A 26,349-nucleotide genomic window follows, 5' to 3' on the forward strand; every position below is an offset into this window, starting at 1 on the left:
CCAACCGTCCGGCCCCGTCTCTACCTCGCGGGCTTGGCCGGCCGTCTCCCCCTAGACTCCGGCGGCTCCGCGCGGGACGCGGTAGCCGCGTCCTGTTTCCGGTGAAAGTCTCCGTGTGCTCCCATGAGGCTCACAGATCTCGTTGACCTGTCTTCAACACTAGCGAGCCGATTGCAACGAGCACGTCATCGACAGGTTGATTCTGGGGCTACATACAGAGTTGACCTGGTATACCCGAACCGGGCCCGCCGGACCCGGAAGCCGTCAGACGGGCAGGTCCAGGATGACCTCGGTCTCGTTGCGCAGGGCATGGCTCACCGTGCAGTAGTTCTCCTCGACCCGGTGGGCGACCGCGCGGAAGACCTCCGCCGCCTTCTCGTCGCCCTCGGGCAGCTCGATCTCGTAGGAGACGGTGATCGGCCCCAGCTTCGTCTTCTCGATCTTCTCGGCGTGGACGGTCATCGCCAGCCGGACCAGCCGGTGGCCGCGCTTGGCGGTCAGCGGCTCGACGGTGACGATGTTGCAGCCGCCGAGCGCGGCGAGCAGCAGCTCCACCGGGGTGAACACGCCCTCCTCGTCACCGCCGCCCATGGCGACCTCGGCCCCGCGGTCGTTGCGTGCGACGTATCCGCTCTCGGTCCGCTCCACATTCACCGACGCCACGGCGTGTCCTCTCTCCTCGACTGCCGATCACCCTATCCAAAACCGGCAGAACGGACAGCGGTCCCGGTCAGGCGTCGGCATGCTTGGACAGGTATTCGATGTAGAACGGACGCAGCGCCTCGGCGAGCTCGCCCTCCCCGGAGGCCATCGCATCGCTGAGCAGGGCCGAGACCCGGCTGAGATCATTGGCCGTCTCCTCGTTGTGCCCGCTGGCCGCCTCGGCCGCCGGGATCACCTTGAGCAGCTCCCACAGGAAGCCGAAGTCTCCATGCCGTACGGCATAGCGCACCGAACGGTCGTGCAGCTCCTGTGCCGACAGCGCCTCTAGCTGGTCCGTTTCCACCGAACACACCCCCTTATGCCCCCTCTGCCCGCAGATTCGAGGGATCATGCACAACCGGCGCTCCGGTGAGCATCTCGCGACCGCCCCCCTCCCGCCCTCGCCGGAAGATCACAGGAAGATCGCGGTACGGCGGCCGCCATGACGACCCCGGAGTGTCTAGGGTCTTGGTAGAACCATGACGACCTCGAGCCCCGAACGCCCATCCGACCATCCCCGCGAGGACACCCGAACGTGAAGATCATCGTCAAAATCCTCATCGTGGCGGCCGCCCTGTGGGCGGCCACCGAACTGGTGGACGGCATCACCGTCTCCGGCGACACCACCACCAAGAACATCCTGACCCTGCTCGCGGCCGCCCTCATCTTCGGTCTCGTCAACGCGATCCTCAAGCCGATCATCAAGACCGTCGGCTGCGCGTTCTACGTCCTCACCCTCGGCCTGTTCGCCCTCGTCGTGAACGCCGGCCTGCTCCTGTTCACCAGCTGGATCGCCGCCCAGCTGGACCTGCCCTTCCACGTGGAGGGCTTCTGGGCCGCCTTCTGGGGCGCGATCATCGTCGGCGTGGTGAGCTGGCTGCTCGACCTGGTGCTCGGCGACTGAGGCGTCCGGGGCGGCGGGAGCCGCCCCGGGCCGGTCCGAGGCCGATCCGCAGCCGGTCCGGGGAGGTCAGCCGACCGAGCCGCGTTCGCGCAGCTGCGGGGCCTGGACGATGCGGTCGTGGCGGGGCGGCCCGCCGTCGGCGGCGAACACGACCATGCGGACCGCCGCCCGGACGATCCCGTCGATGTCCCAGTCGACCGTCGTCAGCCCGGGGCTGAGCAGGCCGGACATCGGATGGTCGTCATAGCCCATCACGGTCACCTCCCCCGGGATCGACAGCTCCCGCTCGGCCGCCGCGGCGTACACCCCGTAGGCGATCGAGTCGGCGAAGCAGAAGAAGGCCCGGTGGCCGGCGGCCAGCGCCATGCCGGCCACCTCCGTCGCGGCGGCCAGCGCCTGCGGGGCGGTGACGACCTCGATGTCCAGGCCCAGCCGTCCGGCCTCGGCCAGGACGTGCAGGTCGGCGGGGCGGTCGGGGGTGCTCGCCCGGGTGGGGGTGAGGACGGCGACACGGCGGTGCCCCCGGCCGCGCAGGTGCTCCAGCGCCAGGGTCACTCCGGCCCGGTTGTCGAACACGACCTCCCCGGCCGTCCGCGCACCCGCCAGGGCGTCGCCGATCGCCACCACCGGCAACCCCTCGCACAGCCCGGCCCAGAACGGCGCCGCCGGGTCCACCGGCTGCACGATCAGCGCGTCCACCCGCTGGTCGCGGAGCTGCCGGGCCAGGGTGCGCTCGCGCGCCGGGTCGCCCGCCGCGTCCAGGATGAAGGCGTAGCGGTCGTTGTCCTTGAGCGCCCGGCCGATGCCGACGGCCAGCGCCTGCTGCCAGAGGTCCTCCAGCGAGCCGCAGAGCAGGCCGACCGTGCCGGTCCGGCCGCTGGCCAGGGCGCGGGCGATCGGGTCGGCCTCGTAGCCGAGTTCCTCCGCCGCCCGGCGGACCCGCTCGATGGTCTCCTCGGAGACCTGCAGGCCGCGGAGCGCGTATGAGACCGCCGCGGGCGAGAGACCGGTCGCCTTGGCGACCTCGCGTATCGTCGCGCGTTTACGTGGCTGCGGCACCCGCCCAGCCTATGCCCCACCCCGGGGGCGGGGAGGCGCTCGCGAGGCGCCCGATTGACAGGCCGCCTTGTGAAGCGGTTCACTGAAACGGTTCACTGAACCGCTTCACCGAGTGACGTCAGAGGTCGAAGGGATTGCATGTATTGTAGGTAGGAAATAGGGAAAAGCTGGAGGCGAGATGGCGATCGACGTGCACCAGCATCTGTGGACCCCCGCGTTCACGGACGCGCTGCGGCGCCGTACGGCCCCGCCCCGCCTCGACGGCTGGACCCTCCACCTCCACGGCGAGCCCCCCTTCGCGGCCGACCCGCTCGACCATGACCTGGCCGCCCGCCTCGCCCTGAACGAAGGGCTCGACCTGGCCCTGGTGTCCCTGTCGAGCCCGCTCGGCATCGAGTCGCTCCCGCCCGGGGACGCCTGGCCGCTCATCGACGCCTACCACGAGGACGCCGCCGCCCTGCCCCCGCCCTTCGGCGCCTGGGCCGCCGCCTGCCTCGCCGACATCGACCCGGTACGGCTCCGCGCGGCCCTCGACCTCGGCCTGGCCGGGCTCCAGCTCCCCGCGACGGCCGTGGGGAGCGAGGCGGGACTGCGGTCGGTGGCCCCGCTGCTCGACGTGCTGGCGGAGCGCGACCTGCCGCTCTTCGTCCATCCCGGCCCGGCCGGGAACTCCGAGAGTCCGGGCTGGTGGCCCGCCGTGGTGCCGTACGTCCAGCAGATGCACGCCGCGTGGTTCGCCTTCGCCGCCTTCGGCCGCCCCCGGCACCCCCGGCTCCGGGTCTGCTTCGCGCTGCTGGCCGGGCTGGCCCCGCTGCACTCCGAGCGATTGATCAGCCGGGGCGGCGCCGGCCGGGGGCGGGTCGACCCCGGCGTCTTCGTGGAGACCTCCTCCTACGGCCCCCGGGCCGTCGACGCGATCGTCCGCGAGCTCGGCGTCGACGTCGTGGTCAACGGCTCCGACCGGCCCTACGCCACCGCCCCCGATCTCGCGCCCGCACTCGGCGAGGCCGCCCGGCACGCCGTGACCGTCACCAATCCCGGCCGTCTGCTGAACCGGAAGGAGTCCAGCCCGTGAACCAGTCCCAGAGCAGTACGCTCCCCGTGCGCTCCGGGGCCGCCGGGGCCCCCGCGCCCACGGCGCTCCGCGAGGAGCCCGCGACGGGCATCGAGTCGCTGCCCGCCCGCACCCTGGACCGGCGCGAGCTGCGCGACCTGGTCGACGCGCTGGCCGCCGACCCCGCCGGCTGGGCGGACCAGGTGCTCTTCCCCGAGGAGGGCGGCCGCCACTACGCCTCCCTCCACCGGGACGCCTACGTGGACGTCTGGCTGCTGTGCTGGCGGCCCGAGGACGACACCGGCTGGCACGACCACGACATCTCCTCCGGCGCCGTCCGGGTGGTGGCCGGGACGCTGCGGGAGTGCAACCCGCGCATCGGCGGCGAGCATCTGGAGACCCTCGTCCCGGCGGGAGAGTCGTTCTCCTTCGGCCCCGACCACATCCACCGGCTGACCGGGGTGGAGCACGGCAGCGTGTCGATCCACGCCTACTCTCCCCCGCTGTGGCGCATGGGCCAGTACTCCATCGACGGCACCGGCCTCATGCGCCGCGTCTCGGTCAGCTACGCCGACGAGCTCCGTCCCGTGGACGAGGTCGCCTGACCGCTCCCGGGACTACACCCCGCGGTCGAAGACGCGTTCCCGGACGGCCCGGGCCATCCCCGGGTCGTCGGCGAAGACGCCGTCCAGGCCGAGCCGGTAGAGCTTCTCCAGCCAGCCCATCACGTCGCCGGTGGCCCGGGGGAAGACCGGGCTGGCCGGGTCGCCGAGCCGGAAGTCCACCGGGAGCTGGGAGTTCTCGTTGCGGATGGTCCAGGTGTGGACCTCCAGGCGGACCCGGTGGGCGTCCTCGATCAGCCTGGTCGGCGCGAGCAGGCGGCCGTCGGGGCCGACCGGGACGATGCGCCGGGTGTCCACGCCGACGCCGTCGGCGTAGCCCGCGACCTCGCGCAGGCCGTCGGGGGTGACCATGGTGTCGTAGGTGCGGGGGTCCCCGGCGGCGACCCAGTCGTACGGCGCGCCGGTCGCGCTGATCAGCTGGATCAGCGGCAGCCGCGTCTTCTTGTTCAGCTCGCGCAGGTTGGCGGTCTCGAACGACTGGATGAAGACCGGGGCCTTGCGCCCGTTCCAGCCGTACCGGTTCAGGACCTCCAGCAGCGGTTCCTCCAGGGACAGGCCGATGGAGTCGAAGTAGGTGGGGTGCTTGGTCTCGGGGTAGACGCCGACGCCGTGCTCCTGCGCGAGCCGGACGACCTCCTCGAAGGTCGGGATCTGCGCCAGCCCGTTGAAGGCGGTGTTGTCCGGGCGCAGGTCGGGGATGCGCTCCTCGGCCTTGAGCGTCTTCAGCTCGGCGAGGGTGAAGTCCTCGGTGAACCAGCCGGTCACCGGCCGCCCGTCGATGGTCTTGGTGGTACGGCGGGCCGCGAACTCGGGGCGGTTGTCCACGTCGGTGGTCCCGCCGATCTCGTTCTCGTGGCGTGCGACGAGCACCCCGTCCTTGGTGGAGACCAGGTCGGGCTCGATGTAGTCGGCGCCCATGGCGATCGCCGCCTCGTAGGAGAGCAGCGTGTGCTCGGGCCGGTGGGCGCTGGCGCCGCGGTGGCCGATGACGATGGGTTCACGGGCGCGGCGGTCGGCCGCGGCGGGGTCGGGTTGGTGCAGCACAACGGCGACGGTACCGGTCGCGAGGACGGTCAGCGCCACGGCGACAAATCTACGGATCATGACTGGAACGTAAAGATTTCGGATGACCTCCGGGTGCCCTTCACGCGGCCGGTTCCGGACACCTCGGTGTCCGGACGGTCATCCTCGGACGGCGGACGCGGGGACCTGCACCGGCACGGGGCGGCCGGCCAGGAACCCCGCCGCCAGCTGGACCGCGCAGGCCCCGAGACCGGCCAGCAGCGGCAGCGTCCACCCGCCCGAGACCTCCCGCAGCACGCCGACCAGGAACGGGCCGAGCGCCGCCAGCACGTAGCCGGCCGACTGCGCCACCGCCGAGAGCGCGGTCACCGCCGCGGGGTCGGGGGCGCGGAGCGTGATGATCAGCAGGGCCAGCGCGATCGAGGCGCCCTGGCCGACGCCGAGGAGGAGCATCCAGAGCCACGGGACGGTCGTGGGGGCCAGCAGCACCCCGGCGTACCCCGCCGCGGTGAGCAGGGTGGCGACCGTCACGTGCGGCACCTGCGAGCGCGCCTTCCCCGCGTGCGGCGGGACTGCGAGCGCGACCCCCACCTGGACCAGGTTGGACAGGCTCAGCAGGTATCCGGCCTGGTCGGCGGGGATCCCGGCCTCCTGGAAGATCGTCGGCAGCCAGGCGAGCGTGACGTAGAAGGTGAGCGACTGGAAACCCATGAACAGCATGACGAACCAGGCCACCGGGGCGCGCAGCAGCGCGCGGAACGGCCTGCGCTCGGCCCGCCCCCCGGCCCGGGGGCGCAGCGCCTGCGGCAGCCAGAGCGCGGCCGCCGCCACGGCGGGGATCGCGGCCATCGCGGTCACCTCGCGCCAGCCGTACCCGGTGGCGTGCTCCAGCGGGATCATCAGCCCCGAGGCCGCCGCCGCGCCCAGCACCAGGGCGGAGACGTAGATCCCGGTGAACAGGCCGACCCGCTCGGGGAAGTGCTGCTTGACCACGGCGGGCATGATCACGTTCGCCACCGCGATGGCCGTCCCCGCGACGGCCGCCCCGGCGTACAGCGCGGGCACCGTGCCCGCGCTGCGCAGCAGTACCCCGGCGGCCAGGACCAGCAGGCACGCCAGGAGCACCCGGTCCAGGCCGAACCGGCGGGCCAGCGGCGGGGCGAGCGGGGCCAGCACGCCCAGGCAGACGACCATCACCGTGGTGATCGCCCCGCCCCCGGCCGGGCTCAGCCCCAGATCCTCCATGATCTCGTCGAGCACCGGCGAGATCCCCGCCAGCGCGGGCCGCAGGTTGAGCGCGGCGAGCACGAACCCCGCGACCATCACCGCCCACGACAGATCACTCCGACGCTCAGACACCGTTCAACCTTCGCACACCCCTCCAGCACGGCATCCGCACGGGACCGTCTCCCGGCTCTCCGGTCGGCTTCGCCCCGGCGCCGGTGCGGCGAGACGGCACGACGGCGTTTCCCGGCGCCTCCGTACGGCGGGCGACCGGTGGGCATCCGCGAACGCTAGAAGGGGTAGCCCGCGATGTCGCCCTGCATCGTCACCCACCGGGTCTCGGTGAACGCCTCGGCGTTGACCCGGCCGCCGCCGAAACGGGCCCCGGTGCCCGACGCGCCCACCCCGCCGAACGGGGCCACCGCCTCGTCGTCCACGGTCTGGTCGTTGATGTGCACGATCCCGGTGGGGATCAGGTCCGCCAGGGCCAGGCCGCGCATCACGTCGCGGGTGAGGATGCCCAGCGAGAGGCCGTACTCCGTGTCGGACGCCAGCGCGGCGGCCTCCTCGACCGTGGAGAACGGCACGACCGGGGCGACCGGCCCGAAGACCTCCCGGGCGTAGGCGGGCGCGTCCCTCGGCACGCCGTCCAGCACCGTCGGCCGGTAGAACAGGCCCTCGAAGGCGCCTCCGGCGGCCAGCCGCGCCCCGGCCGCGACGCTCCCGGTGACCAGGGCGTGGACCCTGTCCCGCTGCCCGGCGTCGATCAGCGGGCCGAGCGCGACCTGCCCGGTGGCGGGGTCGCCGACCGGCAGGCGGTCGGCCTTCTCGGCGAGCCGCGCGACGTACTCCTCCGCGATCGAGGCGTGCACCAGGTGCCGGCCGGTGGTCATGCAGACCTGCCCCTGGTGCACGAACGACCCCCAGGCGCCCGCCGAGACCGCGAGGTCCAGGTCGGCGTCGTCCAGCACGATCAGCGCCGAGTTGCCGCCGAGCTCCAGGTGGGCGCGCTTGAGCAGCCGCCCGCACGCCTCGCCGACCCGGCGGCCCGCGGCGGTCGAGCCGGTGAAGGAGATCACCGGCACCAGCGGGTCGCCGACCAGCGTCTCCCCCGTCTCGACGCCGCCGGGCAGGACGTGCAGCAGGCCCGGCGGGAGCCCGGCCTCCTCGAAGACCCGGGCGATGGAGACGCCCCCGGAGACGGCGGTGCGCGGGTCGGGCTTGAGGATCACCGCGTTGCCCAGGGCGAGTGCCGGGGCGACCGAGCGGATGCCGAGGATCAGCGGGAAGTTGAACGGCGCGATCACCCCGACGACGCCCACCGGGACCCGCCGGGCCAGGCTGAGCCGCCGCCGGGCGGTCGGCAGGATCTCCCCGGGCGGCTGGGAGGCCAGCGCGGCGGCCTCGTAGCACTCCTGCGCGGCGACGTGCGTCTCCAGGCCCGCCTTGGGGCGGATCGACCCGGCCTCGCGGACCAGCCAGTCCTGGATCTCCTCGGCGTGCTCCTCGAAGAGCCGCCCGGCGCGCCGCAGCACCGCCGCTCGCTCCTCGTACGAGGCGGCCGCCCATTCCCGCTGCGCCCGCACGGCCCGCACGACCGCCGCCGCGACGTCCTCGGGCCCGGCGATCCCGGCCCGGCCGAGCTCCCGGCCGGTGGCGGGCTCGACGACGGCCGCGTCACCCGCCCGCGAGGCGGTCCATCCGTCCCCGTAGACGAGTCCCGTCCACGTCTTGGCGTCCATCAGGTTGGCACCGGTCATCGTCATGGCTTCTCCTTGTGCGGGCGGGATGCGGGGGGGTCACGGCCGGAAGTCGGGGTCGGGGGGCACGGCGACGTCGAGGAGCAGGGGTTCCCCCCGGCCCGCGAGATCGGGGATCACCTCGTCGAGCGCCTTCACCAGCTCCTCGTAGGAGGCCACGCGGCGGGCCGGGCAGCCGAGCGACCGCGCCAGGGCCGCCATGTCGATCTCGGTGAACGGCGGCCACGGCGCCGCGCCGCCCCCGGACTGCTCCGCCAGGCGGTCCATGACCGCGTACCGGCCGTTGGCCAGGACCACGAAGAGGGCTCCGACCCGGTAGTGGGCGGCGCTCCACAGGGCCTGCACGCCGTACAGGGCCGAGCCGTCGCCCACGACCGCGACCACCGGCCGGTCCGGCGCCGCCATGCGCACGCCCACCGCCGCGGGCAGCGCGAACCCGAGCCCGCCCATCGCCGCGGAGAGGAACCCCAGCGGGCGCCGGGCGGGGATCAACCGGTGCAGGTCCGGCCGGGAGGACGGCGTCTCCTCCACCACCACGGTCTCGGGCGCCAGCCGTACGGCCAGCTCGTGCAGGACGTGCGCGGCCCGCAGCGGCTCCCCGGGCACGGGCGGCTCGGGCGGCACGGCGCGCGCGGTCCGGGGCGGCCGCCCCCCGGCGCGGGCGGGCAGCAGGGCGGCCAGGCGGGCGCAGACGGCCGCCGGGGAAGCCAGGACGGCCAGGTCGGCCGGGCTGCGGTGGGCCTCGGCCGGATCGTCGGTGACGACCGCGACCGCGGTCCCGGGGGCGACCAGCGGGCCGGGCTCGTAGGGGTACTGGCGGAAGACCGGGGCGCCCACGGCGAGCACCAGGTCGTGCCCGGACAGCGCCTCGCGCAGCCGGGAACGCCCCGCCGGGAGGATCCCGGCGAACAGCGGGTGGTCCTGCGGGAACCCCGCGCGGGCGCCGAAGGGCTCCTGCCAGACGGGGCAGCCCAGCAGCGAGGCGAGCGCGGTCAGCGCCTCCCAGGCCGCGGCGGAGTCCGCCCCCGCGCCGGTCACCAGCACCGGCGAGCGCGCGGCGGCGAGCAGCTCGGCGAGCGGGGCGAGGTCGGCGTCCGCCACGGCGGCGGGCCGGACGACCCGGAGCGGGGCCGCGGCCACGGCGTCGCCCGATACCGGCCGGCCTGCCCCGGCCGGGGTGGGGGGTTCGGCCGGGGCGGGGTCCGCAGCCGAGGCGGGGGCCGCGGCCACGGCGTCGTCGGCCGCCGGGGCGGACCAGTCGTCCATGGGGACCACGACCAGCGCCGGTCCCCGGGCGGTGACCGCCTCGTGGCAGGCCCGCGCCACCGCGCCCGGCACGTCCTGGGCCCGGACCGGCTGGTCCGTCCGGACCGGATAGTCGCCCGCCAGGCCGGCCAGCCGCCCGGTCAGGAACGGTTCCAGGGCCAGGTGCCTGCGGTCCTGCTGGCCGACCAGGACCACCAGCGGCGCCCGGTTCACCCGCGCCGTGGCGATCGCGCCGACCGCGTTGCCCAGCCCCGCCGTGGTGTGCAGCAGCGCGAGCGCGGGCCGGTCGCGGGCGATCGCCCAGCCGGTGGCCATGCCGACGACCGAGCCCTCGTGCAGGGCGAGCACGAACTCCAGATCGTCGGGGAGCCCGGCGAGCAGGGAGACCTCGGTGGACCCGGGGTTGGAGAAGATCGTGGTCAGCCCGGTACGGCGCAGCACGTCGAAGGTCGCGTCCCTGACCGTCCTCATCGGCTTCCGCGTCTTCATCGGCTTCCGCGTCTTCATCGGTCTCCCGTCCTCATCGGTCTCCCGTCCTCATCGGTCTCCCGTCCTCATCGGTCTCCCGTCCTCATCGGCTCCCCGTCCTCATCGGTCCCCCCTCGCCCGCTGGATCTGCGCGTAGAGACGGCCGCGCAGGTCGGCGAAGCGGGGCAGGGACCGGGTGGTGAGCTGGTCGCGTTCCGGCGGCAGATCGATCTTGAGGTCCTCCATCACGACGGTCGGCGAGCCGGACAGCACGATCACCCGCTGTCCGAGGTAGACGGCCTCGTCGATGTCGTGGGTGACGAACAGCGTGGTCACCCCCAGGTCGCGCCAGAGCGCGAGGATCAGGTCCTCCAGGTCCGCCCTGGTCTGGGCGTCCACCGCCGCGAACGGCTCGTCCATCAGCAGCACCTGCGGCTCGTAGGCGACGGCCCGGGCGATCGCGACCCGCTGCTGCATGCCGCCGGACAGCTGCCACGGGTGGGCGTCGGCGACGTCGGCGAGCCCCACGGCCGCCAGCGCCCCGGCCACCAGCTCGTTCCGCCGCCCGGCGGGAACCTTCTTCTCCTTCAGCGGCAGCTCGACGTTCTGCCGCACGGTCATCCAGGGGAACAGGCTCCGGCCGTACTCCTGGAAGACCACGGCCATGCGCGGCGGCGGGCCGGTCACCGGCACGCCGCCGACCCGCACCGATCCGGCGGTCGGCGGCAGCAGCCCGGCGACGCAGCGCAGCAGCGTCGTCTTGCCGCACCCCGACGGGCCGACGACGCAGACGAGCTCGCCCGCGTCCACCTCGAAGGTGACCTCCCGCAGCGCCTCGACGCCCCGGTCCTCGTAGACCTTCCGCACCCCGCAGACCTCAAGCACGGTCCACCCCCCGCCCGCGGTGCCAGGACAGGACGCGGCGTTCCAGCCGCCGGAACAGCAGCGCGAGCGTGTACCCGAGCAGGCCGAGCAGGAGGATCCCGCTCCACATCTCGGGGATCTCGAAGCCGCGCTGGAACAGCACGATCGTGAAGCCCAGGCCGCTGCTGCTGGCGAACATCTCGCTGATCACCATGAGGATGATCCCGATGGACAGCGCCTGCCGCAGGCCCGCCATGATCTGCGGGCTGGCCCCGCGCAGCACCAGGTGGCGCAGGCGGGACGGACCCCGCACGCCGTACATCCGGCAGGTGTCGGAGAGCACCTCGTCCAGCGCCCGGACGCCCTCGACGGTGTTGAGCAGGATCGGCCAGACGCAGCCGGAGGCGATGACCAGCACCTTCATCCCGTCGTCGATCCCGGCCAGCACCATGATCAGCGGCACCAGGACCGGCGGCGGGATCGCCCGGAAGAACTCCAGCACCGGCTCGGCCGCGGCCCGCAGCCGGGGCGAGAGCCCGATCGCCACGCCGAGGCCCACCCCGGCGGCGGCGGCCAGCGCGTACCCGGCCAGGAGCCGGGCCAGGCTCGGCAGCACGTCGTCGAGGAGCCGCTCCGAGAACCAGGTCTCGACGAACGCCCGCGCCACCCGCCCGGGGGCGGGGACGTAGAAGTTCTCCGACAGGGAGCTGTAGACCTGCCACGCCAGTACCAGGAGCGCCGGAACCCCGGCGACGGTGAGCACGCGTGCCGCGACCCGGCCCGCCCAGCCCGCCCGGGCGCCCCTCCCCGGTCCGGGGGCCTCGCCGGGGGCCTTCACCCGTGCCGCGTCCCGCCCCGTCTCGTTCATACGGGCGCCTCCCCCCGGATCGAGGGATGCCAGGCGAGCACCCGGCGCTCCACGGCGCGGACCCCGGCGTTCACCGCGACGCCGACCAGGCCCGCGAGCACCACCAGCGCGTACATCGTGGTCACCGCCCCGCCCGACTGGGCCGCCTGGATGGAGCGGCCCAGTCCCGGGCTGCCGATGACCAGCTCGGCGGTTATCGCGAGGATGAAGGCGACGGCGGCGGCCAGGCGCAGGCCGGTCATGACGTACGGCAGCGCGGTCGGCCAGACCAGGTGCCGGATCCGGGACCAGGCCGACAGCCCGTAGGACCTGGCGGTGTCGTGGGCGACGGCGTCGACGTCGGCGACGCCGTACAGCACCTGGATGAGCACCTGCCAGAAGGAGGCGTAGACGACCAGCAGCAGCGTGGAGCCGAGCGAGGCGCCGAACAGCAGCGTGGCCAGGGGGATCAGCGCCACCGACGGGATGGGGCGGAGGAACTCGATCGTCGAGTGCGTCGCCGCGCGCAGGCCGGGCACGACGCCGATGAGCATCCCCGCGGCCACCGCCGCGCAGAACGCGATCGCCAGCCCGAGCGCCCAGCCCCACAGGGTCTCGGCGAGGGCGGCCCACAGCTCGGCGGTGGCCAGCTCCGCCGCCAGCGCGCGGAGGATCTCCGAGGCCGGCGGGAGGAACCGCGCGTCCACCAGCCCGGACCTGACGGCCGCCTCCAGCACGATCAGGAACCCGCCCAGTCCCGCCGCGCCGTACGCCACCCGGAAGCCCGTGCCGCGCCCCGGCCTCGCGCCGCGCCCCGGCTCCGTGCCGTCTCCCGCGGGATCAGACCTCGCGCCGCGGTTCGCGGGATCAGATCTCGCAGCGTGACGCACGGGCCCAGACCTCGCGCCGCGTCTCACGGGATCAGCGCGGCCACGTCGACCTTGCCCTTGAGCACGCCGTCGCCCTGCGCGAGGTCCGCGATGGCCTGGACCGAATCACGGTTGATCTCCGTTCCCCACCGCGGCAGACGGATCTCGGCGATCACCTCTGGAGCGATCTTCGTGTAGGTCTTCAGGACCTCCCTGGCCTCCTCCGGGTGCCCCTGGGCGTAGGTCAGCGACTCGTTCATCGCCGCGGTGAACCGCTTGACCAGGTCGGGATCGGTCTTGCCGGTGGTGAAGTACATCGCGACGGTCAGGTCGTCGACGGCCTCGGCGAAGTTCCACGTCACCGCGCGGGCCCCCCGGCTGAGCGCCTGGCTGACGAAGGGCTCGACCACCCAGATGGCGTCCACCTGCCCGCTCTCCAGCGCCGCGGGCGCGTCGGGGAAGGCCAGCTCCACGAATTCGATCCCGGCGGGGTCGCCGCCCGCCTCGCGCACCGAGGCGCGGATCGTGGTGTCGCCGATGTTCTTGAGCTGGTTGACCGAGACCTTCTTGCCGGCCAGATCCCTGGCGGTCCTGATGGGGCTGTCCTGCTTGACGAGGACCGCGCTGAAGTCCTCGCCCGGCTCGCCGGTGGAGGAGACCCCGTTGGCCACGACCTTGACGTCGAGCCCCTGCTCGCGTGCGGTGAGCAGGGAGGTGGTGTTGGCGAAGGCGAACTGGAACTGACCGCTGACCGCCCCGGAGATGCTGGCGGCCCCGCCCTGGACGGGGGTGATGGTCAGGTCGATGCCCTGCTTGTCGAAGAAGCCCTTGGCCTTGCCGAGATGGATGGGGGCGGTGTCGACGATGGCGATGACGCCCGCGTTGACCTTGTCCTTCCCGCCCGCGGCGGGTTCTCCGGCCGAGCCGCACGCGGCCGAGGAGGCCAGCAGGAGGGCGGCGGCCAGGGTGGTGAGGCGGCGACGCATGTGACCTTCCGAGGGAGTCACGGGGGGGCGTTCGCTATGCGAACATTCATCCTCTTCACGAACAATGCGCTATTCGCGGAATGTACGCCGCCGATCTCCGGTCGTCAAGGATCCCTTCCGGGCGGCGACAAACGGTCGATTGACCCGAACAGGAACCACTCGGTATGTTCGGAAGGAGAACGTCCGTTCGCATGACGAACATGATGAGAGGGGCGCAATGGCCACGGTGGTCCCGCTTGCCGAGGCGGTGGGGAACCTCGTCCACGACGGCGACAGCGTCGCGATGGAAGGTTTCACCCATCTGATCCCCTACGCGGCCGGGCATGAGATCATCCGCCAGGGGCATCGCGGCCTCACCCTGATCCGGATGACCCCCGACCTGATCTACGACCAGCTCATCGGGATGGGCTGCGCCCGGCGGCTGGTCTTCTCCTGGGGCGGCAACCCCGGTGTCGGCTCGCTGCACCGCTTCCGCGACGCCGTGCAGAACCACTGGCCGGCGCCGCTGGAGATCGAGGAGCACAGCCACGCGGGCATCGCCAACGCCTACGTCGCCGGGGCCTCGGGCCTGCCGTTCGCGGTGCTGCGCGGCTACCGGGGCACCGACCTGCCCTCCCGGACCCCGAACATCAGGCCCATCACCTGCCCGTTCACCGGCGAGGAGCTCACCGCCGTCCCGGCGATCAACCCCGATGTCGCGATCGTGCACGCCCAGCGCGCCGACCGGCGCGGCAACGTGCAGCTCTGGGGGATCACCGGGGTGCAGAAGGAGGCCGTGCTGGCGGCCCGGCGCTCCCTGGTCACCGTGGAGGAGATCGTCGAGGAGCTGGAGCCCCGCCCGGGCGCGGTCGTCCTGCCCGAATGGGCGATCACCCACGTGTCCGAGGCGCCGCTCGGCTCCCACCCGTCCTACAGCGCGGGTTACACCGTCCGCGACAACGACTTCTATCAGGCCTGGGACGGCATCGCCCGGGACCGCGACACTTTCCTCGCCTGGATGGACGAGAACGTCCTGGACCGGAAGGCCGCCCGATGACCGTCTCGCCCTCCGCCTCCTCCGCTTCCACCGCCTCCTCCGGCGCGGACGCGTACACCGCCGACGAGATGATGACCGTGGCCGCCGCCCGGCGGCTGCGGAGCGGCTCCTGCTTCGTCGGCATCGGGCTGCCCAGCGTGGCCGCCAACCTCGCCCGCCGCACCCACGCCCCGGACCTGGTGCTGATCTACGAGTCCGGGACCATCGGCGCCAAGCCCGGGCGCCCGCCGCTCTCGATCGGGGACGGCGAGCTGGCCGAGACCGCCGACGCCGTGGTGAGCGTCCCGGAGATCTTCAACTACTGGCTCCAGCCCGGCCGGATCGGCGTCGGGTTCCTCGGAGCGGCCCAGATCGACCGGTTCGCCAACATCAACACGACCGTGATCGGCCCCTACGACGACCCGAAGGTCCGCCTGCCCGGCGCGGGCGGGGCGCCCGAGATCGCCGCCTCCTGCCGCGAGGTGACCGTGATCGTACGGCAGAGCCCCCGCACGTTCGTCGAGCGCGTGGACTTCGTCACCTCGGTCGGCTTCGGCTCCGGCCCCGGCGACCGGGAACGCCTGGGCCTGCGCGGCAGCGGTCCCCGTACGGTCATCACCGATCTGGGCGTGCTCGAACCCGACCCGGCCACCTGCGAGCTGGTCCTCACTCACCTGCATCCCGGCGTCACCCTCGACCGGGTCCGCGCCGCCACCGGCTGGGATCTCACGGTCGCCCCCGGCCTGCGGGAGACCGAGCCCCCCACCGCCCGCGAGCTCGCCGCGCTGCGCGCCCTCACCGGCGGACGGGGGTAGGGACCCACCGGACGCAGGCCGGGAGGACCCGCCGGACCCGGGCCGGGAGGGACCGCCGGGCGCGGGCCGGAAGGGACCGCCGGGCGCGGGGGTCGGGAGGGATCGCCGGGCGCGGCGGTACCGCTAGGGTTCGGTCCGGACAAGGAGGCGCAGATGGTCGAACCGGCCGACCGAGGCTCGGATCACGTGCAGTCGCTGGCCAGGGGGCTCGCGGTGATCAGGGCGTTCAGCGCGGACGCCCCCGAGCTCACGCTCAGCGAGGTGGCCCGCGCCACCGGGCTGACCCGCGCGGCGGCCCGGCGGTTCCTGCTGACCCTCGTCGACCTGGGTTACGTGCGCACCGACGGGCGGCTGTTCGCCCTCTCCCCCCGCGTCCTGGAGCTCGGCTACGCCTACCTGTCCAGCCTCACCCTGCCCGAGGTCGCCGAGCCGCACCTGGAGCGGCTCGTCGCCGAGGTCCACGAGTCGGCCTCGGTCGCGGTGCTCGACGGCGAGGACGTCGTCTACGTCTCCCGGGTGGCCACCAGCAGGATCATGCGGGTGACGATCAGCATCGGCACCCGTTTCCCGGCCCACTGCACCTCGATGGGGCGGGTGCTGCTGGCCTGGCTGCCCCCGGACCGGCTCGACGCCTATCTGGAAGGCGCCGAGCTGCGCGCCTTCACGGCCAGGACCGTCACCGCTCCCGTCGCGCTCCGCGCCGAGCTGGACCGGGTCCGCTCCCAGGGGTGGGCCATGGTCGACCAGGAGCTGGAGGAGGGACTGCGCTCGCTCGCCGTCCCGATACGAGAGCGTTCCGGCCGGGTGGTCGCCGCGATGAACCTCTCGTCCCACGCCAGCCGTACGACCCCCGAGTCGGCCCGGCGCGACCTGCTGCCGCCCCTGCTCGCGGCGGCGGCGCGGGTCGAGGCCGACCTGCACGCGACCGGGGCGGGCAGCACCGCGCTGTCCCGATGAGCGCGGCCCCCGTGAACACGGTCCTCTTGGACATCGCCGCCTTGGGCACCGTCACGACGGGCACCGCCCCTTCGAACGCCGTCACGGCGGACACCGCCCCTTCGAACGCCGTCACGGCGGACACCGTAACGGCGGGAGTCGGAACCGTCGCCGTCCCGGGCGCCGGAACCGGAGAGCGCTCCCTGGGAGGACGGCGGATGACAACGTTGTCTGTGCGCGCGACCTGGGTAATGATCGAGCCGTGACAGGGAGCATCCAGGGACGTCCCACGATGAAGGACGTCGCGGCGGCGGCCGGGGTCGCGCTCAAGACCGTTTCCCGGGTCGTCAACGACGAGCCGGGGGTCAGCCCCGCCATGGCCGAACGGGTCGCGGCCGCCATCGAGCGGCTCGGTTACCGGCGCAACGAGGGCGCCCGGGTGCTCCGCAGCGGCCGGACCGCCACCATCGGCCTGGTGATCGAGGACGTGGCCGACCCGTTCTACTCGGAGATCAGCAGAGCGGTCGAGGACGTGGCGCTCCAGCACGGCTCGCTGGTGCTCAGCGGCTCGTCGGGGGAGGATCCCCGCCGGGAGCGGGAGCTCGTGCTCACCTTCTGCGCCCGCCGGGTGGACGGCCTGATCATCGTTCCCGCCGGGACCGACCACGACTACCTGCTGCCCGAGCTGGACGCGGGCGTGCGCGCGGTCTTCGCCGACCGGCCGGGCGGGCTGGCGGAGGTGGACACCGTGCTCTGCGACAACGTCGGCGGCGCACGCTCCGGGGTGGCGCACCTGATCCGGCACGGCCACCGCCGCATCGCGTTCCTCGGGGACAGCCCGTCCATCTTCACCGCCGCGGAGCGGCTGTCCGGCTACCGCCTCGCGATGGCCGAGGCGGGCCTGCCCGTCGACGAGTCGCTGATCGAGATGGGCCCGGCGGCGCGGACCGGGACCGCGCTGTGCGCGATGCTCGGCGCCTCCGACCCGCCCACGGCGGTGTTCACCGGCAACGGGCGGATCACCGTGGCGGTCCTGCGCGGCGGTCACCGTCTCCCCCTGGTCGGGTTCGACGACTTCGAGCTGGCCGACGCGCTGACGCCCGGCGTGACCGTGGTGGCCCAGACCCCGGGCGGGCTCGGCCGCACCGCCGCGGAGCTGCTCTTCCACCGGCTCTCCGGCGGGTCGGGCCCCGCCGAGCGCATCGAGCTCCCCACCCGGCTCATCGCCCGGGGCTCCGGCGAGCTCCCGCCGTGACGGGCCCGCCGCCTCACCGGTGACTCCGCGAGCTCCGCGGGCTCCGCGGGCTCTGCGGGCTCTGCGGACTCCTTTCTTTTCTCCACGGCACCGCTTTCACCGCCCATGCATATCCCTCACATCTGGGGCTCCATTTATCTGGGGCCGCTGTGAGTTATGGGGCCGCAGGGTACACTCTATTGATCGGCGTGATATCCACCGCGAAAAGCGTCGCCGAGTACGTATTAGTGCATAGAGCGGAATTAACCGGCTTCCTATCGTGAGAACCACTCTCACGGAAGGAAGAGATCATGCGTAAGCTCCTCGCGAGTGGCGCCCTCGCCGCTTCCTTGGCTCTCACCGGGCTTGTCACCGCGGCTCCCGCCCAGGCGAGCGTCACCGCCGGCGCCCCCACGATCAGTGAGACCTCCGGCTGCCCCCACGGCTACTACTGGCACAAGCACCGGTACAAGAAGTGGTACAAGGGTGGCCACTGGTGGAAGGGCCATTACCACAAGAGGGGCCACTACCACTACTACTACAAGTGGCACTGCCACAAGAAGCACTGAGGCATCGAGGAAAGGGCCCGCCGATTCCGATCGGCGGGCCCTTTCCGCTGACCGCTTTTTTCGCCGCGCGGCGATCGATGCTCCGGCGGCCGGGCGAGCCGCGCCCGGCCGGCGGGACAGCGGAGCGCCCGCCCCCGATTTGAGTAAGGGGTTACTCAGGCGCTCAGGGAAACGTCGTCCAACGATGGAGGGAACCCATCCGGAAAGGTGAAGACGATGGCACTCCGTCCCGCACAGATGACCGCAGCGCAGAGAATGATCTCCGACTTGGTCGACGGCATCCACCTTCAGGCGTACATCAAGGCGAAGCTGGAGGGCGAGAAGGACGAGAAGGCCCGTGAGGCGCTCCTGAAGGAGCTGTCGAGCACGATCGCCGAGGCGTCGCGGCTGATGCTCAGCCGCTACACCTACGTCCCCCTTCTCGTCGAGATCGCCACCGAGCACTCGGAGCACGTCCAGAAGGCCTACGAGCAGCTGATCTACGGAACCCGTGAGGGGTGGAACCTCCCCGAGGTCCAGCGCAAGCACCTCCAGGATCTCGTGCAGGCCAAGGCGGACGGTCACTTCCCGACCCTCGTGAGGAACCACGCCGCGAGCGTCGCCGCCGAGGCGCTCGGCGCCAAGCTCGCCGCCGACGTCCACGGGGGCGTCACCGGCGGTTCGTCGGGCGAGTACGAGTGGTACGTCATAGTCGTGGTCAACGCCATCTGGCTCGGCGAGCAGATCGTGCACGGCGCCGAAGAGGTGATCCACTGGGTCGAAGGCGCCGTCAGCACCATCGGCCACTGGCTCGGCATCGGGTGATCGCTTCCCCCGTCCCGGCCCGGGACGCCGCCCGAGCCGGGACGGTTCAGCCCTTCAGGGCTCCGGCCATCAGGCCGCGCATGAAGAAGCGGCCGAGGAGGACGTAGACGACCATGGTGGGGATGGAGGCGAGGAGGGCGGCGGCCATCTGCTGGCTGTAGGGGACGGTCTGGGCTCCGGCGATGTTGTTGAGCATGACCGTGGTGGGCCAGCTGCGCGGGCCGGTGAGGAAGACGGCGAACAGGAAGTCGTTCCACAGGGCGGTGAACTGCCAGATGATCACCACGGCGAAGGCGGGGCCGGAGACCGGCAGCACCACCGACCGGTAGGTCCGCAACATCCCCGCACCGTCCACCCGGGCGGCCTCGATGACCTCCTCGGGGATGGTGACGTAGTAGTTGCGGAAGATCAGCGTGCAGATCGGGATGCCGTAGACCACGTGGGCCAGGACCAGGCCGGGGATGCCGCCGTAGAAGACCCCGTTCAGCCCGGTGACCTCGTTGAGCTTGGACAGCAGCTGGACGAGCGGGATCATGACGCCCTGGTAGGGGATGAACATCCCGAACAGGAACAGCGTGAACACCACGTCCGCTCCCGGGAACCGCCACTTCGACAGCACGTAGCCGTTCATCGAGCCGAGGATCGCGGAGATCAGCGATCCGGGCACGGCCAGCAGCACGCTGTTCCAGATGCCCGGCGCCAGCTTCTCCCACGCCACCTGCCACGGCCGGAACGTCCACACCTCGGGCAGCGCCCAGGCCCGGGACGGGTCGGCCTCGGTCAGCGGCTTGAAGCTGGTGACGAGGAGCACGTAGACCGGGATCAGGAAGACCACGACGAAGACGGCCAGCAGGGTCAGCCGGACGCCGCGGGCCCACCGCGCCCGCCGTACGGCCCGCTCGCCCCGGTCCCGGGACGGTGCGCGCTCCTCCCGCACGTCTGCCACGGCCGTCACAGGCGGCCCTCCTTCACGCCTGCCACGGTCGTCACGAGCGCCTCTCCTTCCGCAGCGACCAGACGAGGTAGGGGATGACGAAGACGCTCACCGCGATCACGATGTAGGCCGCGATGGTGGCGCCCTTGGCCGGGTCGTGGGAGTCGAAGACCGCCACCCACATGAAGACCGCCGGCACGTCGGTGATGATCTGCTTGCCGGAGACCGCGACGATCAGGTCGAAGGCCTTCAGCGAGATGTGGCCGAGGATGATGAGCGCCGACAGGGTGACCGGGCGGAGCATCGGCAGCACGATGTGCCGGTAGACCTTCCACTCGGTGCAGCCGTCCACCCGGGCGGCCTCGCGGAGCTCCTCCGGCACGCCCCGGAAGCCCGCCAGGAACAGCGCCATGACATATCCGGACATTTGCCAGATCGCCGGAATGGCCATGGCCGCCATCCCCCAGTCCTGGTCCCGGAACCACTGCCACTGCAGGAACTCCAGCCCGAAGAAGTCGAAGAGCCGGTTCAGGCCGACCGCCCGCTCGCCGGTTCCGGAGTTCATCAGCCAGCGCCAGACGACCCCGGTCGCCACGAACGAGATCGCCATCGGGAACAGGTAGATCGCCCGGAAGGTCCCCTCGCCCCGGAGGCCCTTCTCCATCAGGAACGCCAGCAGCCAGCCCAGCAGCAGCGCTCCGCCCACGAACACCACCGTGAAGACGATGGCGTGGTTGACCGAGAGGGACCAGCGCTGCTGGTCCCAGATCCCGGTGAAGTTCTCCAGCCCGACGAACTTCCCCTCGGTCACCTCGTCGTGCTGGTCGGTCATCGCCAGCCGGAAGTTCCAGCCGAGCATGCCGTACACGAAGACGGCGACGGCCGCGATCGACGGCGCCACCAGCAACAGCCCCGGCAGCCACCTGCGCATCCGCGTCACTGACGTCCTTTCCCCGGCGTCGTTTCCCGATGTCCGGCTCCCCGGCTCCCCGACTTTCCGGCGTACGGCCCGCGCCCTGCCGGGCGCGGGCCGTACCCGGGAGGACCGGCGGCCGGAGATCACCGGCCGGAGGTCACTGACCGGAGTTCTTCGCGGCGTCGGCCAGGGCCTTCTGGAACTCCGCCACGTCCTTGGACTGCTGGAACAGGCCGACCGCCTCGTTGATCGCGGTCCGCCAGGCGTCGTTGACCGTCACGCCGTGCTGGATGGAACCGGCGAGCTTGTTGCTGCCCCAGTCCTTCAGCGCGTCGCCCAGGTAGTCGGTGTAGAGCGAGGTGTCGGCGTCCTTGCGGGCCGGGATCGAGCCCTTCTTCGGGTTGAAGGCGTCCTGGCCCTCCTTGCTCGCGGCCACCTTCAGCCAGGCGATGGCCCCGTCCCGGTTGGGCGCGCCCTTGGGGAGGGTGAAGCTGTCCGACAGCCACATGAACGTGCCACCGGTTCCGGGCGAGGGCGCCCAGTCGAAGTCGGTCTTGGACGTCTTGCCCAGGCCGCCGTCCGGCGGGTTGTGGAAGTAGCCGTAGGCCCAGTCGCCCATGATGTTGAACGCGGCCTCGCCGTCGGCCACCTGCTTGGCGGCGGGCTGCCAGTCGTCCTGCGGGTCGCCGGCGTACGACAGGATCGTCTTGAAGTCGTTGAGCGCCTTGGTCATCGCCGGGCCGGACCAGTCGGAGTTCGCGGTCCACAGCTGGTTGTAGGCCTCGGTGCCGAGCGAGCCGAGCAGCACGCTCTCCAGCAGGTGCACGGCCGTCCACTCCGAGCCGATCGAGAGCGGGATCTTCCCCGCCTGCTTGACCTTCTCCAGCGCCGCGATGAACTCCTCGATCGTCGCGGGCGCCTCGCTGATGCCCGCGTCCTTCAGCACGCCGGGGTTGAACCACATCACGTTGGAGCGGTGGATGTTCACCGGCACCGAGTAGATCTGCCCGCCGACACTGATCTGGTCGACGAGCTGCTGCGGGAAGACCTCCTTGAGCTTCAGCTCGTCGTAGAGGAAGTTGACCGGTTCCAGGTCGCCGGCCTTGATGTAGCCCTGCAGCTCGGCGCCCGCGTGACCCTGGAAGGTGTCCGGCGGTTCGTTCGCCTGCAGCTTGGACGTGAGCAGGGCGCGGGCCTTGTCGCCGGAGCCGCCCGCCACCGCCGCGTCGAAGAACGTCAGCCCTGTGTTCTGCTTCTCGAAGATCTCCCGCATCGCCTTCAGGCCGTCGGCCTCGCCGGGCCCGGTCCACCAGGAGAAGACCTCCACCTGTTTGGCCCCGCCGGCCTGCGGACTCTCCCCTCCACCGCCCTCTTCGCCGCCACCGCACGCGGTCAGCGTCAGCAGGCCCGCCATGGTGGCCGCGACGGCCGCCATCCACCGTCGTCGCATTACTCCGTCCCTCCTGGGTCGTCGAGCGCGGCCCCTACGCCGCAGGTCCCCCGAGAAAGGTGACAACGTTGTCAGTAGGGCAATCAACCCACTCGCACCCAGCGTCGTCAAGATATGTACGGATAACGACGGATAACGTCTACGCCACGCCGCACCGTGCCGGACGCCCACGCCACGCCGTGCCGGACGCCCACGGCCCGGACGCGACCGCCGCCCTGGCAAACTGTCGGTGGCACCGCTCACACTGATTGTCATGGCGGACACTCCCCCGGCAGCGCGCCCACCGGCGCCGCCCCCGGAACCTGCTCCCCAGGCGGCGACCACCCCCGACGCCCCTCCCTCCGGCTCCGGCCCCGATCCCGAGCCCGACCTCGGCGAGCTCACCTTCTCCGACTGGCACGCCCACGCGGAGAAGCTGGTCGGAATCGGCTTCCTGACCATCGCCCGCCGCCTCCCCGCCCTCATCGCCCACGCCGTACGGCTGGCCTGGCTGGCCAGCCCCCGCGACACCCTCGCCACGATCGCCCTCAGCGTGCTCGGCGGCGTCTTCACCGCCTTCGGGCTGCTGGCCACGACCGGGGTGCTGTCGGCCCTGTTCGAGGCGGGCCCGACCCCGGACCGGGTCAGGGCCGCGCTGCCCAGCCTGATCCTGGTCGGCGTGGCCGCCGCCCTGCGCACGCTGGTGCAGGCGGGCGCGGGCTGGGCGCAGTCCCGGCTGGACCCGCAGGTCAGCCGGATCGCCGAGGAGCGCCTGTACGGCCTGACCAGCCGGGTCGACCTGGCCGCCTTCGACGACCCCGAGTTCCACGACGCGCTGCAGCGCGCCAGGTCGAGGGGGGTGGCCATGGCCGACACGGTGGTGAGCACCGCCGTCAACCTGCTGACCGCCGCCATCGGCATCGCGGCGGCCGCGGGGGTGCTCGGCGTCCTGCACCCGGTGCTGCTGCCGCTGCTGGTGCTCGCGGTGCTGCCCGACGCCTGGGCCGCCGTGCGGGCGGCGCGCATGCGCTACACGACGATGTACGCGCTGATCCCCGCCCACCGCCGCAAGTGGATCATCGCCGAGCTGCTCGCCAACCGCGAGCCGGCCGCGGAGGTGCGCTCGTTCACCATGCGCGGCTTCCTGATGCGGATGTACGACGCGGTCTCCCGCGCCGAGCAGTCCATCATGCTGAGCCTCGCGCGGCGGCAGACGCTGGCGCGGCTCGTCGGGGAGGCGCTCAGCGGCGTGGGGACGGCCGCGGTCTACGTCGCCCTCGGCCTCCTGCTGGCCGTCGGCGCGGTGCCGCTGGCCGTGGCGGGCACCGCCGTGCTGGCCATCCAGTCGGGCAAGAGCTCCCTGGCGAACCTGATGTACGCCACCAACCGCCTCTACGAGGAAGGGCTCTACTTCACCGACTTCCTCGACTTCTGCGCCGACGCGGAGACCCGGGTGAGCACCGGGCGCACCGCGCCGGCGCCCCGGGGGTTCGAGCGGATCACCGCCGACGACGTCACGTTCACCTATCCGGGCTCCGACTCCCCCGCCCTCCAGGGCGTCTCGATCCACATCGACCGGGGCGAGGTCATCGCGCTCGTCGGCGAGAACGGCTCGGGCAAGACCACCCTCGCCAAGATCCTTTCCGGTCTCTACGCGCCGGACGGCGGGCGGGTGCTCTGGGACGGCACCGACCTGGCCGGGGTGGACCCCGACCAGGTCCGCGGGCACATCGCGGTGATCGCCCAGGACCACACGCGCTGGCCGCTGACCGCCAGGCACAACATCGACATGGGCACCGGCAAGGGGGAGCCGGCACTGATCGCCGCGGCCGAGGTGGCCGGGGCCGACCAGGTCGTGGCCGAGCTGCCGTACGGCTACAACACCCTGCTCGACCGCCGGTTCAAGGACGGCCAGGAGTTGTCCGGCGGCCAGTGGCAGCGGATCGCGGTCGCCCGCGGCTTCCACCGGGACGCCCTGCTGCTGATCTGCGACGAGCCCACCGCGGCCCTGGACGCCCGGGCCGAGCACGCCCTGTTCGAGCGGATCCGGCGGCACGCCGACGGCCGCACCGTCCTGCTGATCACCCACCGGCTGGCCAGCGTGCGCTACGCCGACCGGATCTACGTCCTGGACCACGGCAAGGTCACCGAGCAGGGCACGCACGCCCGGCTCATGGAGCTCGACGGTCTCTATGCCGAGCTCTACACCCTCCAGGCGCGCGCCTACTCGGCCTGACCGGCGATCCGCGCGCCCACCGGCAACCGCGTCCACCGGGAACCGCGCCGCTCCGGACCCGGTCGTGTCACGACTGACGCCCGGCCGCCCCCGCCGCCCACTCACAGATCGCGGCCAGCGGTTCCTGCAGCGTCTTCCCCAGGTCGGTCAGGGCGTACTCGACGTGCTGCGGCGCGCTCTCCTTCAGGACGCGCCGCTCGACCAGTCCGTCGCCCTCCATCCCCCGCAGCGTCTCGGTCAGCATCTTCTGCGTGATGCCGGGGATCCGCCGGCGCAGTTCGGCGTGCCGCTGCGAGCCCGCCAGCAGCGCGTAGACCACGAGTATCCGCCACTTCGCGGCGAGCCGTTCCAGCGCCTGCCGGGTCGCGCAGCTCTCCTCCAGCACCTCTGGGATCACCAGAGCCATCGCGGATCTCCCGTCGTCGCGGCGGCCGTCGGACATGGGCACCCGGAAGTGCCTTCTGGGCAGCGTCTCCGGCTCAGCCTAGCGTCGGGGCCGTGACGAACACGGAAGGGATCTCTCCGGCCATGACCGACTTCACGCTCCACACCTACACCGCTGCCGAACCGGGCATCTTCGTCAACAGTTACCTGCTGGAGTGCGCCGAGGGGGTGATCCTCGTGGACGCCAATCTCCTCGTGTCCGACGCGCGGGCCCTGGCCGCCCGGCTGAGCGCCTTGCGCAAGCCCCTGCTCGCGGCATTCGTGACGCACGCCCATCCCGACCACTTCAACGGCCTGCCGTACGTGGCCGGCGACGACGTGCCGGTCTACGCCACGGCCGCCGTCGCCGAGACGATCGCCGAGATCGCGGTGCCGAAGCGGGAGCAGTGGCGGCCGCTCTACGGCGACGAGTGGCCCGACCGCCACCGCGTCCCCGACCACCCCCTCCCGCTCGGCGGCGTCGTCGAGGTGGGCGGGGTGCGGGTCGAGGTACGCGACCTCGGCGCCGCGGAGAGCCACGCCGACTCGTATCTGCTCGTCGGCTCCGGTTCCCGGCGGGTGGCCTTCGTCGGTGACGTGGCCTTCGACGGCGTGCACTCCTACACCGCCGACGGGCACACCGGCCGGTGGCTGCAGGTGCTGGACCGGCTGACCGGCGAGCTGGACGGCGTGCGGCTGTACCCCGGCCACGGCGCGCCCCGCAGCCACGCGCTGCTGGCGGACCAGCGGCGCTACCTGCTGATGTACCGGGAGGCCGTGCGGAGGATCGCCGGGGGCGCCGCGACCCTCACCGATCTCCAGAAGCAGGAGCTGACCGACGTGATGACCCGCTTCCTGCCCGGCGCGCCGCTGTCCTGGATGGTCGGGCTGGGCGCCGACGCCGTCGCGGGGGAACTGGCCGCCGAGGGGGAGCCGGCCGGAGCGGAGCCGGTGAGGACGGCCTCGGTCTGACCGGACGCGCCCGAGGCCGGAGACCCGCCGGACGTTCCGGGCACCCCGCGCGGGGCGTCAGGCCCCGGATCGCGGCGGGCGAGACGGCGCGGGATGTCAGGCCCGGGTCACGGCGGGCGAGACGGCGCGGGATGTCAGAGGCCCGGATCGCGGTGGGTGGGCCGGCCGTCCAGGACCGTGAGCAGCACGGGCAGATCGGGCAGGTCGGTGGCGGCGGTGGTGAGCGGGTCGTCCGCCAGGACGGTGAGGTCGGCGCGGCAGCCGACGGCGAGGCGGCCGGCCTCGTGCTCCGCGCCCGCCGCGCGGGCGGGGTTGAGCGTCATGCCCTGCAGCGCCTCCAGGGCGGTCAGCGCCTGGCCGGGGCCGTGCGGGGGCTGGGTGAGATCGCGGCTCGGGCGGCGGTGGCGGGGCCCCCCC

General features: G+C 72.6%; 27 protein-coding genes. 11 read left to right on the top strand and 16 right to left on the bottom strand.

Going from position 1 to position 26,349, the window contains the following annotated elements; genetic code table 11:
- Positions 1 to 264 precede the first annotated feature (264 nt).
- The gene (locus Plo01_RS24810; RefSeq protein WP_203893088.1) at positions 265 to 663 is read right to left on the bottom strand and encodes an OsmC family protein; all 399 of its coding nucleotides are present in this window, start codon (positions 661 to 663) and stop codon (positions 265 to 267) included.
- A gap of 67 nt (positions 664 to 730) precedes the next feature.
- Positions 731 to 1,006 carry a hypothetical protein gene (locus tag Plo01_RS24815; RefSeq protein ID WP_239316996.1) on the bottom strand — a complete coding sequence of 92 codons (276 nt, stop codon included), beginning with the start codon at positions 1,004 to 1,006 and terminating at the stop codon, positions 731 to 733.
- A gap of 231 nt (positions 1,007 to 1,237) precedes the next feature.
- On the opposite strand from Plo01_RS24815, the gene Plo01_RS24820 reads away from it, so the two are divergent.
- Entirely contained in the window at positions 1,238 to 1,606 is a 369-nt protein-coding gene (locus Plo01_RS24820; RefSeq protein WP_203893090.1) for a phage holin family protein, read from the top strand.
- 66 nt (positions 1,607 to 1,672) lie between these two features.
- Here the strand turns inward: Plo01_RS24820 and Plo01_RS24825 are convergent, their stop codons facing one another.
- Complete coding sequence (locus tag Plo01_RS24825) at positions 1,673 to 2,665, bottom strand: LacI family DNA-binding transcriptional regulator (protein WP_203893091.1); 993 nt, start codon at positions 2,663 to 2,665, stop codon at positions 1,673 to 1,675.
- 178 nt (positions 2,666 to 2,843) lie between these two features.
- On the opposite strand from Plo01_RS24825, the gene Plo01_RS24830 reads away from it, so the two are divergent.
- The gene (locus Plo01_RS24830; RefSeq protein ID WP_203893092.1) at positions 2,844 to 3,740 is read left to right on the top strand and encodes an amidohydrolase family protein; all 897 of its coding nucleotides are present in this window, start codon (positions 2,844 to 2,846) and stop codon (positions 3,738 to 3,740) included.
- Complete coding sequence (locus Plo01_RS24835; RefSeq protein ID WP_239316998.1) at positions 3,737 to 4,324, top strand: cysteine dioxygenase; 588 nt, start codon at positions 3,737 to 3,739, stop codon at positions 4,322 to 4,324. Before Plo01_RS24830 ends, Plo01_RS24835 begins: the two co-directional genes overlap by 4 nt.
- Before the next feature lie 12 nt (positions 4,325 to 4,336).
- Here Plo01_RS24835 and Plo01_RS24840 read toward each other — a convergent pair whose 3' ends face one another.
- From Plo01_RS24840 to Plo01_RS24875, 8 genes are all read right to left on the bottom strand, one after another.
- A complete protein-coding gene (locus Plo01_RS24840; RefSeq protein WP_203893093.1) occupies positions 4,337 to 5,446 on the bottom strand; it encodes a glycerophosphodiester phosphodiesterase in 1,110 nt (369 codons plus the stop codon).
- 78 nt (positions 5,447 to 5,524) lie between these two features.
- Positions 5,525 to 6,724, bottom strand: coding sequence for a CynX/NimT family MFS transporter (locus Plo01_RS24845; RefSeq protein WP_203893094.1), 1,200 nt, complete (start codon positions 6,722 to 6,724; stop codon positions 5,525 to 5,527).
- A gap of 155 nt (positions 6,725 to 6,879) precedes the next feature.
- Positions 6,880 to 8,331 (bottom strand): benzaldehyde dehydrogenase, encoded by a 1,452-nt coding sequence (locus tag Plo01_RS24850; RefSeq protein WP_373871714.1) that lies wholly within the window; start codon positions 8,329 to 8,331, stop codon positions 6,880 to 6,882.
- A gap of 57 nt (positions 8,332 to 8,388) precedes the next feature.
- Entirely contained in the window at positions 8,389 to 10,122 is a 1,734-nt protein-coding gene (locus Plo01_RS24855) for a thiamine pyrophosphate-dependent enzyme (protein WP_239317000.1), read from the bottom strand.
- Between the two features lie 81 nt (positions 10,123 to 10,203).
- On the bottom strand, positions 10,204 to 10,968 hold the full coding sequence (locus tag Plo01_RS24860) for an ABC transporter ATP-binding protein (RefSeq protein WP_203893095.1): 765 nt from the start codon (positions 10,966 to 10,968) through the stop codon (positions 10,204 to 10,206).
- Complete coding sequence (locus Plo01_RS24865) at positions 10,961 to 11,815, bottom strand: ABC transporter permease (protein ID WP_203893096.1); 855 nt, start codon at positions 11,813 to 11,815, stop codon at positions 10,961 to 10,963. Before Plo01_RS24865 ends, Plo01_RS24860 begins: the two co-directional genes overlap by 8 nt.
- Complete coding sequence (locus tag Plo01_RS24870; RefSeq protein WP_203893097.1) at positions 11,812 to 12,570, bottom strand: ABC transporter permease; 759 nt, start codon at positions 12,568 to 12,570, stop codon at positions 11,812 to 11,814. The genes Plo01_RS24865 and Plo01_RS24870 overlap by 4 nt, the downstream gene beginning before the upstream one ends.
- 137 nt (positions 12,571 to 12,707) lie before the next feature.
- Positions 12,708 to 13,649 carry an ABC transporter substrate-binding protein gene (locus Plo01_RS24875; protein WP_203893098.1) on the bottom strand — a complete coding sequence of 314 codons (942 nt, stop codon included), beginning with the start codon at positions 13,647 to 13,649 and terminating at the stop codon, positions 12,708 to 12,710.
- Between the two features lie 217 nt (positions 13,650 to 13,866).
- Between Plo01_RS24875 and Plo01_RS24880 the strand changes: the two genes are divergently transcribed.
- From Plo01_RS24880 to Plo01_RS24905, 6 genes are all read left to right on the top strand, one after another.
- Positions 13,867 to 14,685, top strand: a complete 819-nt coding sequence (locus tag Plo01_RS24880; RefSeq protein WP_203893099.1) for a CoA transferase subunit A — start codon at positions 13,867 to 13,869, stop codon at positions 14,683 to 14,685.
- On the top strand, positions 14,682 to 15,479 hold the full coding sequence (locus Plo01_RS24885; protein ID WP_203893100.1) for a CoA-transferase subunit beta: 798 nt from the start codon (positions 14,682 to 14,684) through the stop codon (positions 15,477 to 15,479). Before Plo01_RS24880 ends, Plo01_RS24885 begins: the two co-directional genes overlap by 4 nt.
- A 153-nt stretch (positions 15,480 to 15,632) precedes the next feature.
- Positions 15,633 to 16,436 carry an IclR family transcriptional regulator domain-containing protein gene (locus Plo01_RS24890; RefSeq protein WP_203893101.1) on the top strand — a complete coding sequence of 268 codons (804 nt, stop codon included), beginning with the start codon at positions 15,633 to 15,635 and terminating at the stop codon, positions 16,434 to 16,436.
- 241 nt (positions 16,437 to 16,677) lie between these two features.
- Entirely contained in the window at positions 16,678 to 17,670 is a 993-nt protein-coding gene (locus tag Plo01_RS24895) for a LacI family DNA-binding transcriptional regulator (RefSeq protein ID WP_239317002.1), read from the top strand.
- A gap of 290 nt (positions 17,671 to 17,960) precedes the next feature.
- Positions 17,961 to 18,218 carry a hypothetical protein gene (locus tag Plo01_RS24900; RefSeq protein ID WP_203893102.1) on the top strand — a complete coding sequence of 86 codons (258 nt, stop codon included), beginning with the start codon at positions 17,961 to 17,963 and terminating at the stop codon, positions 18,216 to 18,218.
- Between the two features lie 255 nt (positions 18,219 to 18,473).
- Positions 18,474 to 19,022 (top strand): hypothetical protein, encoded by a 549-nt coding sequence (locus Plo01_RS24905; RefSeq protein WP_203893103.1) that lies wholly within the window; start codon positions 18,474 to 18,476, stop codon positions 19,020 to 19,022.
- A 46-nt stretch (positions 19,023 to 19,068) separates the two neighbouring features.
- Here Plo01_RS24905 and Plo01_RS24910 read toward each other — a convergent pair whose 3' ends face one another.
- The 3 genes from Plo01_RS24910 to Plo01_RS24920 all read right to left on the bottom strand — a co-directional run bounded on the left by Plo01_RS24910 (position 19,069) and on the right by Plo01_RS24920 (position 22,322).
- A complete protein-coding gene (locus Plo01_RS24910) occupies positions 19,069 to 19,881 on the bottom strand; it encodes a carbohydrate ABC transporter permease (RefSeq protein ID WP_239317004.1) in 813 nt (270 codons plus the stop codon).
- Positions 19,882 to 20,008: 127 nt separating this feature from the next.
- On the bottom strand, positions 20,009 to 20,887 hold the full coding sequence (locus Plo01_RS24915) for a carbohydrate ABC transporter permease (protein WP_203893104.1): 879 nt from the start codon (positions 20,885 to 20,887) through the stop codon (positions 20,009 to 20,011).
- A gap of 142 nt (positions 20,888 to 21,029) precedes the next feature.
- On the bottom strand, positions 21,030 to 22,322 hold the full coding sequence (locus Plo01_RS24920) for an ABC transporter substrate-binding protein (RefSeq protein WP_203893105.1): 1,293 nt from the start codon (positions 22,320 to 22,322) through the stop codon (positions 21,030 to 21,032).
- 253 nt (positions 22,323 to 22,575) lie between these two features.
- On the opposite strand from Plo01_RS24920, the gene Plo01_RS24925 reads away from it, so the two are divergent.
- Complete coding sequence (locus Plo01_RS24925; protein WP_203893106.1) at positions 22,576 to 24,537, top strand: ABC transporter ATP-binding protein; 1,962 nt, start codon at positions 22,576 to 22,578, stop codon at positions 24,535 to 24,537.
- Between the two features lie 67 nt (positions 24,538 to 24,604).
- On the opposite strand, the gene Plo01_RS24930 is transcribed toward Plo01_RS24925, so the two are convergent.
- Complete coding sequence (locus Plo01_RS24930; protein WP_203893107.1) at positions 24,605 to 24,943, bottom strand: winged helix-turn-helix transcriptional regulator; 339 nt, start codon at positions 24,941 to 24,943, stop codon at positions 24,605 to 24,607.
- A 92-nt stretch (positions 24,944 to 25,035) separates the two neighbouring features.
- Between Plo01_RS24930 and Plo01_RS24935 the strand changes: the two genes are divergently transcribed.
- Positions 25,036 to 25,932, top strand: a complete 897-nt coding sequence (locus Plo01_RS24935; protein WP_203893108.1) for an MBL fold metallo-hydrolase — start codon at positions 25,036 to 25,038, stop codon at positions 25,930 to 25,932.
- 134 nt (positions 25,933 to 26,066) lie between these two features.
- Here Plo01_RS24935 and Plo01_RS24940 read toward each other — a convergent pair.
- Positions 26,067 to 26,349 (bottom strand): amidohydrolase family protein (locus Plo01_RS24940; protein ID WP_203893109.1); only part of this gene is annotated, 283 nt, incomplete at its 5' end.

It is taken from the genome of Planobispora longispora, from assembly GCF_016863135.1.
Taxonomy (GTDB): domain Bacteria; phylum Actinomycetota; class Actinomycetes; order Streptosporangiales; family Streptosporangiaceae; genus Planobispora; species Planobispora longispora.